Origin of the sequence: Actinoplanes sp. NPDC089786, assembly GCF_040684855.1 — a bacterium.
Lineage (GTDB): Bacteria > Actinomycetota > Actinomycetes > Mycobacteriales > Micromonosporaceae > Actinoplanes.
The window spans coordinates 138,407-151,473 of the sequence record NZ_JBFBGU010000019.1 but is presented as its reverse complement, the minus strand read 5'-3'; the positions used below and the strand labels follow the sequence as shown (position 1 = coordinate 151,473).

Annotated in this window: 3 protein-coding genes; all 3 read left to right on the top strand. The window is 71.0% G+C overall.

Annotation, left to right across the window (positions count from 1 at the left end):
* The first annotated feature begins 94 nt into the window (after nucleotides 1–94).
* The 3 genes from AB0O15_RS36715 to AB0O15_RS36705 are packed head-to-tail and all read left to right on the top strand — an operon-like array spanning nucleotide 95 to nucleotide 13,031.
* The gene (locus tag AB0O15_RS36715) at nucleotides 95–3,202 is read left to right on the top strand and encodes a DNRLRE domain-containing protein (RefSeq protein WP_364328793.1); all 3,108 of its coding nucleotides are present in this window, start codon (nucleotides 95–97) and stop codon (nucleotides 3,200–3,202) included.
* A 41-nt stretch (nucleotides 3,203–3,243) separates the two neighbouring features.
* Nucleotides 3,244–6,774 carry a LamG-like jellyroll fold domain-containing protein gene (locus AB0O15_RS36710; RefSeq protein ID WP_364328791.1) on the top strand — a complete coding sequence of 1,177 codons (3,531 nt, stop codon included), beginning with the start codon at nucleotides 3,244–3,246 and terminating at the stop codon, nucleotides 6,772–6,774.
* Nucleotides 6,775–6,821: 47 nt separating this feature from the next.
* Complete coding sequence (locus AB0O15_RS36705; protein ID WP_364328788.1) at nucleotides 6,822–13,031, top strand: RHS repeat-associated core domain-containing protein; 6,210 nt, start codon at nucleotides 6,822–6,824, stop codon at nucleotides 13,029–13,031.
* Nucleotides 13,032–13,067: the final 36 nt, after the last annotated feature.

Genomic DNA, 13,067 nt, shown 5'->3' with positions numbered 1-13,067 from the left:
ATCTGGCACCCATCGACACGGGACAACGCGGAGATCACCGGACGGCTAGCTTCATCCACAGACGTGACTCTGAGTCCTGACGGGGGATGACCAGATGAACAGACGTCCGTGGATCCGGCGTGTCCGGATTGCGGCCACGGCCTCTTTGGCCGTGTCGATCGCGGTGGCTGCTGTTGCCGTCACCCGCAATGAGAAGACGACAACCGAGGCGCTGGCGCCGCTGACCGCCGAGGGACGTGCGCTGCTTGCCGCACGCACCGACGGGAAGCCGGTCAAGGTCGAAAGTCTGACCTCGCCGACCACCGAGGTCTGGGCCAAGCCCGACGGCGACCTCCAGGCACACATCTCGGCCGGCACGGTGCGGATGCGCCGGGACGGCCGGTGGATCACGATCGACCCGACGCTGGAGGCCCGCGGCGACGTCGTGGTCCCCAAGGCGCACCCGGGCGACCTGGTCCTGGCCGGCGAGCGTCCGGCCGGCGACCACGAGCTGGCGGCGGTCGGCGCCGGCGCCGAGCGCGTGGCGATGCACTGGACCGGCAAGCTTCCGGCGCCGCGGCTGTCCGGTTCGGAGGCCACCTATCCGGAGGCCCTGCCCGGCGTCGACCTCGTCGTCCGGGCCTCGCGCACCGGTTTCGAGCAGCTGCTGGTGGTGCGGGACAAGGCCGCCGCGGCGCGGATCGGGGCGGTCCGGTTCCGGCTCAGCGGTCCGGGCGCGGCTCAGCACGTCCGCGGCGCGAATGGTTCGGTCACGCTGAAATCGGCGGCCGGCGGCGCCACCATGCAGATCCCCCAGCCGGAGATGTGGGACGCGAAGCTCACCCCGGCGGGCGTGCCCGCCACCACGACGGCGGTGCGCACCACTGTGGAGCGCGACCGCCGGGGCCTGGCCCTGGTGCTGCGCCCGGACGCCCGCTGGCTGCGTGACCCGGCCCGGGCGTACCCGATCACCATCGACCCGGCGCTGAACCCGGCGCGGGTCACCTTCGACACCTACGTCCGGCAGTCGACCAGCACGAACGCGCACACCGCGAACGACCTCTGGCTCGGCCTCTACGCCACCGACCCGCCGACGATCGCCCGATCGTTCATCACCTGGGACTCCGCGGTGCTCTCGGGCAAGCACATCACCAGCGCGTCGGTGAAGTTCCTGAACTTCTGGTCGCACACCTGCACGGCGACCGGCTGGCAGATCTGGACGACCACCGCGGCCAACACCACCCACACGTACGCGAGCCAGCCCACCTGGGCCTCGGCCGCGTCGGCCACCTCGACCCAGACCAAGGGCAGCACCAACTGCGCCGACGGCACCGTGGAGATCGACGGCAAGGCGTTCTTCCAGCACTTCGCCAAGGCCAACAGCGCCCTGGCGCACATGGGCCTGCGCGCCCAGGACGAGACCAAGACGGCCGGCTTCAAGCAGTTCCGCAGCAGCCAGGGTGCGGCCGCCGAGGTGCCGGTGGCGGTGGTCAACTACCAGGCGCCGCCGCTGATCACCGCGCGCAGCACCGACCCGGCCACCTCCTGCAAGACCGGCACCAGCCGCCCGGCGATCAACACGCTGACGCCCAAGCTCCAGGTCAGCGTGAGCGACGCCGACGCCAACGCGCTGACCATCGACTTCGAGTGGTACCGGGTCGGCGAGACGACCAAGCTCGGCGGCACCACGATCAACCTGGCCGCGAGGACGGGCACGGTCTTCACCACCGTCCCGGCCGGGCAGTTCGTCGAGGGCGGCAACTACTCCTGGCGGGTCAAGGTCTCCGACGGCGTGACCGGCAGCTCCGACTGGGACAAGTCCTGCGAGTTCAACACCTACCTGACCGCGCCGCCGGCCGGCGGTTGCACGCCCGGCGCCGAGTCCGACTTCAACGGCGACGGCGTCTCCGACGTCGCCGCGGGTGACCCGGACGCCGACGCCGGCGGCAAGGACGGCGCCGGGCAGGTCTCGGTGATCTACGGCGGCACCCGGCCGGCCGAGACGGTCACCCAGGAGAACGTCGGTGGCTCGAGCGCGGCCGGCGACCAGTTCGGTCGTTCGGTGGCCGCGTACGACGCGAACAACGACGGCTGCGCCGACCTCGCCGTGGGTGTGCCGTTCAAGGAGGCCGGCTCGGTCGCCGACGCCGGTGCGGTGGCGCTGATCCTGGGCTCGCCGGCCGGTCTCGGCCGGGGCCCGGGGACGCTCTGGTACACGCAGAACTCCACCGGCTGGGGTGACGACGCCGAGGCCGCCGACTGGTTCGGCTGGTCGGTCACCGCCGGCCGGACCGCGGCCGGCGAGGGCTATCTGGTGGTCGGCGTGCCCGGCGAGGACGTGGGCACGGTGATCGACGCGGGCCTGGTCCATTACGTACGCGGCGCGGTCAACGCCACCCTCTACGCCGGATCCGGCCTGCCCGCCCCGGCCAAGACCGACGACCGGCTCGGCTACTCGGTGGCCGGCTCGCCGCACCACCTGGCGTTCGGCCTGCCGGGCCGCACCATCGGCTCGGCCGCCTTCGCCGGCGCCGTGCAGGTGAACACCCACGAGCTGGTGTCCGGGCTGCCCAAGGCGCTGGTCACGATCGACCAGAGCACCGTGGAGACGGCCGAGGCGAACGACAACTTCGGCAAGTCGGTGGCCCTGGCCGCGTACCGCCCGGTGGGCACCGCGGCCGGCACCCCGGTGTCGATGCTGTTCGTCGGCGTGCCCGGCGAGGACGTCGACGCGGTGGGTGACGCGGGGCGGGTGCAGCGCTACAAGCTGACCGCCACGGCTCTCACCTCGCTCGGCGGCATCACCCAGAACACCTTCGCCAACGGCGAGCCGGCCGAGGCGGGCGACTACTTCGGCGAGAAGGTCACGCTGGTCAGCACCAAGCCGGCCGACGAGGCCACCGCGGCCACCCTGCAGGCGGCGGTCGGCGTGCCCGGCGAGGACCTGAGCGGGGTCGCCGACGCGGGCCTGATCAACGTCTTCGGCGCGGCCACCGACCCGGTCACCCCGTCCGGCCTGATGGTGCAGCGGAGCTCGACGTCGCTGCCCGGCTCGCCGGCCGACGGTGAGCTGCTCGGGGCGTACCTCGGGTCGTCCGGTGGGCGGCTCTGGGTCGCCAGCCCGCGGCAGAACCAGCTCCACGGTGTCCTCTGGGCCGATCTGGCGGCGGGGAAGAAGACCCCGGCCGTGACGTACCAGAACCCCGGCTCGGCGATCGGCTGAGGGCGGCAGCGATGAGACTTTTCATGAAGGAGGAGGGCGGCATGGCCGCACGGAGAACGCTCGCGCTGATCGCCACGGTCGGATTGCTGATCGCCGCGCCGGTCCCGGCGCACGCGGCGCCGGAGACACCCCGGCCGGCGGCGGCCGCCGCGGAGACCGGACCGGTGGCCGAGACCGAGGAGGCGGCGGTCGGGCTGGCCGAGGCCTCGGGCGAACGCGTGGAGGTCCTGGCCTTCCGCGACGAGCAGCGTGAGGTGTACGCCAACCCGGACGGCACGCTGACCGCCGAGGAACACGCCGAGCCGGTGCGCATGATGCGCGACGGCCGGTGGGTGGACGTCGACACCGATCTGGTCGAGCGCCCGGACGGGACGATCGGCCCGAAGGCCGCCGCCACGTCCCTGCGGATCACCGACGGCGAGGGCGCGGAGCCGCTGATCCAGGCGGACAAGGCCGGCCGGGAGCTGAACCTGAACTGGTTGCTGGGCGACCTGCCCACGCCGGTCATCGAGGGCAGCCACGCGACCTACGCCGAGGTGCTCGAGGGCGTCGACCTGGTCATCACCGTGACGCCGTCCGGCTTCTCGCACGTGCTGGTGGTGAAGAACGCCGAGGCGGCGAAGAACGAGAAGCTGCACGACCTGGAGTTCGGCCTGCAGACCGAGGGCGTGACGGTGGCCCCGGACGAGGAGGGCGGCCTGGTCGCCACCGACGAGGCCACCGGCCAGCCGGTCTTCGAGGGCGGCGCGCCGACCATGTGGGACTCGACCCCGCCGGCCGACCCGCAGACCGACAGCCGGCTCGCGGTCGCCGCCGACGACCCCAACCTGCCGCCGGTGCTGAACGGCCCGTCCGAGTCGGCGCAGGTGTCCACGGTCGACGTGGCCGTCGGCGACGGCAAGCTCACGCTGACCCCGGACATCGACCTGCTGACCGGGCCGGACACCCAGTACCCGGTGGCGATCGACCCGGTGTGGTCGTCGACCACCCGCAGCGGCTGGGCCATGGTCGACAGCGGTTACCCGACCGAGGAGTACTGGAAGTTCGACAACGAGTCGCACGAGCGGATCGGGCGCTGCCCCAGCGGCTGCAACCGGTCGGTGGTCAAGCGGCTGTTCTACGCGCTGTCCACCCCGTACGTCGGTAAGCACATCATCAGCGCCGAGTTCCGGGTGACGATGGTGCACACGTACGACTCGTCGGCCCGCGACGTCTCGCTCTACCGCATGCCCTCGGGCATCTCGTCCAAGACGAACTGGAACAACCAGCCGGGCGGCAAGGGCAGCTGGAGCGACAAGGTCGACACCAGGTCGCCGACCGGCAAGCAGTCCTCGTGCACGACGACGAACCAGAACGTCGGCTTCAACGCCACCACCGCGGTGCGGAACGCGGTCAAGGACAAGGACTCCACCACCACGTTCGGCATCCGCGCCGACAACGAGAGCGACATCCACTTCGTCAAGCGGTTCTGCAACAACGCGGTGCTCTCGGTGAACTACAACCGCCCGCCGGCCGCGCCGAAGACCTCGGAGATGACCATGTCGCCGGGTGGCGCCTGCGTCACCGGCGCCAACCGGCCGTTCAGCGACGTGCCGCCGCGCGCGTTCGCCGTGTTCCGCGACCCGGACCACTCCAGCAAGCACACCGAGCAGGTCAAGGGCGAGATCAAGGTGTACTGGCCGGCCGGCGCGCCGACCACCAGCCGGACGATCCCGATCTCCTCGTACAAGGCCAGCGGCAGCCAGTTCAACGTCACGCTGCCGTCCGACCTGCCGCAGAACGTGGTGATCGGCTGGGAGGCCCGGGCCTACGACACCAGGGAATGGGGCGGGTGGAGCGGCCGGTGCGAGTTCGTCTTCGACAAGACGCAGCCGACCGCGCCCGACATCGACTCGCCGGAATATCTGCCCGGCGACGTCTCCGACACCACGTCGAACTGCGCCGGTGACGACGCCGAGTGGCGTGGCAGCATCGGCACGTACGGCGGCTTCACCTTCGACTCGGCGGCCACCGACGTGAAGGAGTACATCTACGGGTTCAACGGAAACCCGTTGCCGGACAACAAGCTGACGCCGACCTCGCTCGGCGGGCCGGTGTCCCGGCGGTGGATGCCGACCAGCGACGGACCGAACTTCGTCACCGTGCAGGCGATCGACCAGGCCAACAAGAAGTCGCCGATCGCGATCTGCCACTTCCGGGTGGCCACGGTCGGCGCGGCCGGGCAGTGGGCGCTGAACGACCCGGCCGGATCGTCGGCCGCGGCCGACAGCAACGGCGAGGGCGACCTCCACCCGGCCACGGCCGGCCGGGGCGTCGGCTTCGGGGTGCCCGGACCGGGCGGCCGCAGCGACTTCGCGGCCCGCTTCGACGGCACGGCCGACGCCAACCTGGCCACCTCGGCGCGGACCGTGGTGGACACCGGCAAGTCGTTCTCGGTCAGCGCCTGGGTGCGCCTCACCGACAGCTCACGCAACGCCACCGCGGTCAGCCAGGACGGATCCGGCGAGGCCGGCTTCACCCTCGGCTACGACGCGGCCAGCCGGAAGTGGGCGTTCCGCGTCCCGGTCGGCGACGTGCTGTCGCTGGGTGACTGGTCGGTGCTGGCCGGCCCGGCGCTGCTCAACGAGTGGACCCACCTGGTCGCCACCTACGACAGCGAGATCGGCTCGATCACGCTGCACGTGAACGACGGCTCGGTGACCGCGTCGGCGCCCCGGCGCTCGGCCTGGACCGCCCGGGGCCCGGTGCAGATCGGCCGGGCGACCGGCCCGTCCGGGTACCGCGGCGCCTGGACCGGCGACCTGGCCGACGTGGCCGTCTACCGGCGGCTGATCGTGCCCAAGGAGGTCCGCGAGCTGTTCGACCTGGTGCCGTTCCGCTCGGCCTACTGGACGATGAACACGCTGGCCCAGAACAGCACCCCGGAGGCGACCGGCGGGCCGGCTCTGACCACCGGCGGCAACCCGGTGCTCTACGCGCCGAACCTGAACGACGACCCGTTCGCCGAGCCGGCCCTGGTCGGCGCCGGGCACCTGAGGTTCGACGGGGTGGACGACTACGCCGCCACGACGGCGCCGATCGCGGCGACCGACCGGAGTTTCACGGTCAGCGCCCGGGTCCGGCTCGCCGGTAACGGCTGCGGCAAGAACATGGCCGTGCTGTCCCAGGCCGGCACCCAGAGCAGCGGCTTCGTCGTGCGCTGCTCGGCGGGCAACCGCTGGGAGCTGAACCTGCCGACCGAGGACAAGGCCAACCCGGTCAGCGACGACATCCTCGACGACCAGGTGCTGCCCGGCGCCGGCAACTCCGGCACCCACCTCGCGGTGGTCTACAACGCCTTCACCAACGAGGTCCGCCTGTACGTGAACGGTCAGCTGGCCGACGCGGCCCAGGGCCGGCACGACAAGGTGTGGCAGGCCACGGGCGGCTTCCAGGTGGCCCGGGCCAAGCAGAACGGCGCCTGGGGCCAGTTCTTCGCCGGGGTGATCGACGACGTCCGTGTGTACGAGGGCGCCGCCGACCCGACGCTGGTGCAACGCCTCGCCCTGCCCACCGAGCTCACCGGGATCTGACCGGACCGCTCCACATTCTGTCCAACGCGTCGACCTGGGGAGTCGTCATGGTCTCGGTAGTGGTGCGCGCTCGGCTATGGCCGTTCGTGCTTGTCCTGGCGCTGGTCGCCACCATCCTGTTGGTGCCGAGGGCGGCCTTCGCGGCGGAGGATTCCGGCCCCGGCCTGCCCGAGCTGAAGCCGCCGGCCGAGGGCACGGTCGTGCCGGTGAAGGACCGGGAGGAGGACCCGGCGGCGGAGGCCGAGGTCACCGAGCCGCCGACGGCCACCTGGCCGGACGCGGCGACCGGTGAGGTCGATCTGTCCGACTCCGACGGGGTGACGATCGGCGGTCTGGTCGTCGCGCCCGAGCCTCCGCCGGCGGGCTTGAAGAAGGCCGCCGCGGCCGACGCGAAGGTCCGGGTCGAGGTGCTCGACCCGGATCTCTCCGAGCGGGCCGGCGTGGACGGCCCGTTGCTGCGGCTGAGCCGGTCCGACGGCGGGACCGGCGCGGTCTCGGCGCGGCTCAAGGTCGGCTTCGCCGACTTCGGCAACGCGTACGGCGCCGACTTCGGCTCCCGGCTGCGCGTGGTCGAGCTGCCCTCGTGTGTCGCGGACACCCCGGACGACGAGGCCTGCGTGGAGCCGGAGGACGTCGAGACCGACGTCGACGCCACCGATCGCACCGCCACCGCGACCTTCGAGGTGCCGGCCGCGCCGCCGGCCGCCGCGCGCCGGTCCGCCTCGGCCGCGGCCGCCTCCGGCGGTGCGGTGTTCGGGCTGGCCGGTGGGGCCGAGTCGGCCCAGGGCAGCTTCGCCGCGACCAAGCTGCCGCCGTCGTCGACCTGGTCGGTGAACGAGTCGGCGGGCGGGCTGAACTGGTCGTACCCGACGCGGGTGCCGCCGGTGCCGGGCGGTCTCGCCCCGGAGGTCACCCTCTCCTACTCGTCGCAGACGGTGGACGGGGAGACCTCGGCCACCAACAACCAGGGCTCCTGGATCGGTGAGGGCTTCACCTACGAGCCGGGCTTCATCGAGCGGCGGTACCGGCCGTGCCGGGACGACGGCCACAAGAAGGTCGCCGACCAGTGCTGGGCCCGGTACAACGCGACGATGATGCTCGGCGGCTCGTCCAGCGAGCTGGTCATGGTCGACGAGAACAACTGGAAGCTGGCCAGCGACGACGGCACCACGATCAAGCGGCTGGCCGAGGACGGGAAGAACGACGACGACAACGGTGAGCACTGGAAGGTCACCACGCCGGACGGCAAGCAGTACTTCTTCGGCCTGAACAAGCTGCCCGGCTGGTCGGCCGGCAGGACCGAGACGAAGTCGGTGTGGACCGTTCCGGTCTTCGGCGACGACGACAAGGAGCCGTGCCACGCCTCGACCTTCGAGAAGGGCTGGTGCCAGCAGGGCTGGCGGTGGAACCTCGACTACGTCAAGGACACCTTCGGCAACGTGGTCTCGTTCTTCTACAAGCCGGAGGAGAACCACTACGCGCTGCGGGGCAAGAGCAAGGTCAAGGGTACGAAGTACGACCGCGGCGGCTACCTCCAGCACATCGACTACGGCCAGCGGGACGGCCAGGTCTACAGCACCGACGCGCCGGCCCGGGTGGTCTTCGGCACGGCCGAGCGCTGCCTGCCCACCGCGACCGTGAAGTGCGGCGAGGGCGACCTGAAGAAGTCGACCGCGCGGAACTGGCCGGACGTCCCGTACGACCGCAACTGCGCGGCCGACAAGAAGTGCACGATCCAGCAGAGCGCGCCGACCTTCTGGACGCGTAAGCGGCTGACCGAGATCCGCACCGAGATCCGGTCCGGCGGCGACTGGACGCCGGTCGACTCGTGGGCGCTCAAGCATCTGTTCGTCGACAACGCGGACGGCAGCCGTACCCTCTGGCTCAACGGCATCACCCACAAGGGCCTGGTCGGTGGCAGCGCCTCGCTGCCGTCGGTCGATCTCTACGGCATTCAGCTGCCCAACCGGGTGGACAAGCCCGGCGACCACATCTCGCCGCTGATCCGCTTCCGGCTGGCGGCCGTCTACACCGACACCGGCGGCCAGCTCGACATCAACTACGCGCCGGTCAACTGCGCGTCGGGCAGCCTGCCCAAGCCGGGGGAGAGCACCAAGCGCTGCTTCCCGGTGAAGTGGTCGCCGTCGGACTCGGTCAAGGAGCCGATCACCGACTGGTTCCACAAGTACGTGGTGGAACGCACCATCGAGACCGACCGCACCGCCAAGTCGTTCGACATGGTGACCAGCTACGAGTACATCGGCGACGCCGGCTGGCGCAAGCCCGAGCCGGACGGCATCACCGACGCCAAGTACGTCACCTGGAGCGACTGGCGCGGCTACGAGGACGTGCGCGTCCGCAAGGGTGACGGCCAGCGGATGACCACCCGGGAGGACAAGAAGTTCTTCCGTGGCATGGACGGCACGCTGACCGACGAGCTCGGCCAGAAGACCACCGACGTCCGGGAATTCATGGGCCTGGAGGCCAGCTCGGTCACGTACGACGGGTCGAAGGTGGTGGAACGCTCGGCCACCACGCCGTGGCGGCAGATCACCCACACCCAGACCGAGACGTGGGGTTCGCGGCGGTCGACCATCGTCCGGCCGGAGACGGTGCGCAAGCAGGTCGCGCTGGACAGCGGCGGGTGGCGCGAGACCAAGCAGATCACCACGTACGACAAGAAGTACGGCGTGGCCACCGAGGTGGACGACCTGGGCGACATCGGCACCGCGGCCGACGACCAGTGCACCACCACGTCGTACGTCACCAACACCACCACCGGCGTGCTGGCCCGGGTGGCCCGGGTCGAGACGGTGGCCGTGAAGTGCGGCCAGCCGGTCGACCGCAGCAAGCAGGTCATCGACGACAAGCGCACCTACTACGACACCAAGGGCTTCGGCGTGGCCCCGGAGCAGGGCTACGTCACCAAGGTCGACCGGCTCGCGTCGCACAACGGCACCACGGCGACGTACAAGACGGTCTCCGAGAGTGACCCGGACGCCTGGGGCCGCGAGGAGTGGTCCAAGAACGGGCTCGGCCGGCTGACCAAGAAGGCCTACACGCACAACGCCGACGGCCTGCTCGTCAAGATGGTCGAGACCAACCCGCTGCTCTGGGACAAGACCGTCGAGTACGCGCCGGCCTGGGGCGCCGAGACCGCACACGTCGACGCCAACGGCCGGCGGGACGAGGCCGACTACGACCCGCTGGGCCGGGTCACCGACGTGTGGCTGGCCGACCGCTCCAAGGCGGCCAAGCAGACGCCCAGCGTCAAGCACACCTATTACCAGCGCAAGGATCTGCCACTGGTCACCCGCACCGAGAAGATCGATGTGGACGGCAGTTATGTGGCCACCTTCGAGCTGTACGACGGGTTCGGCCGGATCCGGCAGAGCCAGCGGCCGGGACCGGGCGGCCGCCTGGTCGCCGACACGTTCTACACGGCCACCGGCAAGGTCGCCAAGGTCAACGACGAGTACCTGGCCGCCGGCGCCCCGGGCGACCGGATCATCGAGGTGAACGACGGCTCGGTGTCCGGGCAGAAGCGCACCGAGTACGACGGCGCCGACCGGCCCAAGGTGGAGATCCAGGCCGTCTCGGGCAACGACAAGTGGCGGACGGTCACCACCTACGGCGGCGACCGGGTGCACGTCGACCCGCCGGAGGGCGGCACGCCGACCACGACGATCATGAACGCCCGGAACACGGTCGCCGAGCTGTGGCAGTACAAGGGCGCCGGGCCGACCGGCGACCACGAGACGGTGAAGTACACGTACACGCCGGGTGGTCAGGTGGCCACCTACACCGACGCGGCGCAGAACGTCTGGCGCAACGTGTACGACCAGCGCGGCCGGCTCAAGGAGGCCACGTCACCGGACGCGGGCACCGTGAAGACCACGTACGACGACCTCGACCAGGTGCTCACCCAGACCACCGCCGACGGCGCCGTGCTCAGCCACGACTGGGACGACATCGGCCGGAAGACGGCCACCTACCGGGGTGAGGGCGCCACCCGCACCAAGATCAGCGAGTGGGTGTTCGACCGGGCCCTGAAGAACCAGATCGACTTCACCCGGCGGTTCGAGGGGACGGCCGAGTACGGCGTCGCCTACTTCGAGCGGGACGCGTTCTACCGCCCCGCGAAGACCCGGTACATCGTCAAGAACGACCCGAACCCCGAGCTGAACGGCACCTACGAGTACGGCACCACGTTCAACCGGGACGGCACCCCGCAGGCGGTCGGTTACCCGAAGGCCGGCGGGCTCGAGGCCGAGGGCGTCACCTGGACGTACGACGCGTTCGACCGGCCGATCGGGATGACCGGCGACACGCCGTACGTGACCGGGACCGAGACCCGGTACACGCACACCGGCTCGCTCATGCAGATCGAGCTGAACACCGGCGGCAAGCAGGCCTGGTTCACCTGGAACTACGAGGAGGGCACCGACCGGCTGACCAAGGCCCGGGTCGACCGGGAGATGGCGCCGGTCGTCGACCTGGACGCCAACTACACCTACGACGCGGCCGGCAACGTCAAGCGGATCGCCGACACCCCGGCCGGTGGCACCCGGGACGTGCAGTGCTTCACCAACGACGGGCTGCGCCGGCTGACCGAGGCGTGGACCAGCGCCAGCACGGCGGCCGACCCGTGCGCCGGTGGGGCGGACACGACCGGGGTGGGCGGCGCGGCGCCGTACCACCACTCGTACACCTATGACCTGGCCGGCAACCGCAAGACCGAGGTGCGCCACGGCGTCAACGGCGGGACGGACGTCAGCAAGGAGTACAAGTACGAGAAGCCGCAGCCGCACGCGGTCAGCTCGGTCGTCGAGACCACGGCGTCCGGCACGAAGACCTCGGCGTTCGGCTACGACGAGGCCGGCAACACGACCGCCCGGAACCTGCCCGGCAAGGCGCAGACGCTGGACTGGGACGAGGAGAACCGGATCAGCGTGGTCCGCGAGGGCACGCAGAGCACCAGCTACGTGTACGGGCCGGACGGCAACCGCTGGCTCCGGCGCGAGCCCGGGGCGGTCACGCTCTACCTGCCCGGCACCGAGCTGCGGCTGAACACGACCACCAAGGCCGTCGACGCCACCCGGTACTACACGTTCGGCGACAAGCAGGTCGCCATGCGGACGAAGACCGGCGTGCAGTTCCTCGGCGGCGACCACCAGAACACCGCGATGGTCGCGATCGACGCGGTCACCGGCGCGATCACACGCCGGCGGACCACCGCGTTCGGTGAAGAGCGCTCGGCGCCGTCGGTGTGGCCGAACCAGCGCGGGTTCGTCGGCGGCATCCAGGATCCGACCACCGGCCTGACCCAGCTGGGCGCCCGGCCGTACGATCCCGGGCTCGGCCGGTTCCTCTCGGTCGACCCGGTCACCAGCCCGTCCCAGCCGCAACAGATGCAGGGGTACGGCTACTCCGACCACAACCCGGTCACGCTGGCCGACCCGGACGGCCGGATGCCGGCGCGCGACCCGGACGGCGGCGGCAACCGTGGCGGCAACCAGTCCAGCTGGCACAACCTCACGGTGCTGATCTCCTGGTGGGCCATCCTGTTCCGGTTCGGGCTGCACCGGGACGTCACCGCCGACCTCGGGCCGGGCGGCGCCAAGCGGAACACCATCCCGCGGGCGCACAAGAGCGGCGACGGCCGTTCCGGCAAGGCCGACATCATCATGTGGGGCGAGGACACCGTCTACATCTGGGAGGTGAAGCCGGGCAACGCGGCCGGCAAGGCGGAGGGCAAGCCTCAGATCGAGCGATACATCCGGGAGCTCCAGGCCGAGCTGAAGGGCAAGGGCATCACGGTCAAGGCCGGTCCGGCGATTCCCAGCATGAAGGGCATCCCGACCCCGGACGGCAAGCGGCTGGACATCTGGATGGAGCCGGGCAAGTTCCCGGGGCTGATCTTCTACGGGCCGAGCAAGGACAAGTCGGATCCGAAGCAGCCGTACCGCCCGTACCCGATCCCGGTCCCGGCGACCCAGCCCAAGGAGAGCCCGAACACCAACCGGGTGCCGAACGTGTCACCCGGCCCGGCGCCCGGCACCGAGGGGATCCCGAGGCTGGTGCCCGGCCCGAACGGCGGGTCGGTGTCCCCGGCCTACTCGGAGAGCGGCGATCTGCCGTTCCACTTCGATCCGCCGTCGGCGAGTGACGTCGGCCATGGGGCGGTGGCCGTCGCCACCGGGGTCGCGATCGTGATCGGCATCCTCTGGAGCGGCATCACCGGCGCTCCGGCGTAACACCCGCGACGGCCGTGGGCCGGGCATCCCGCCCGG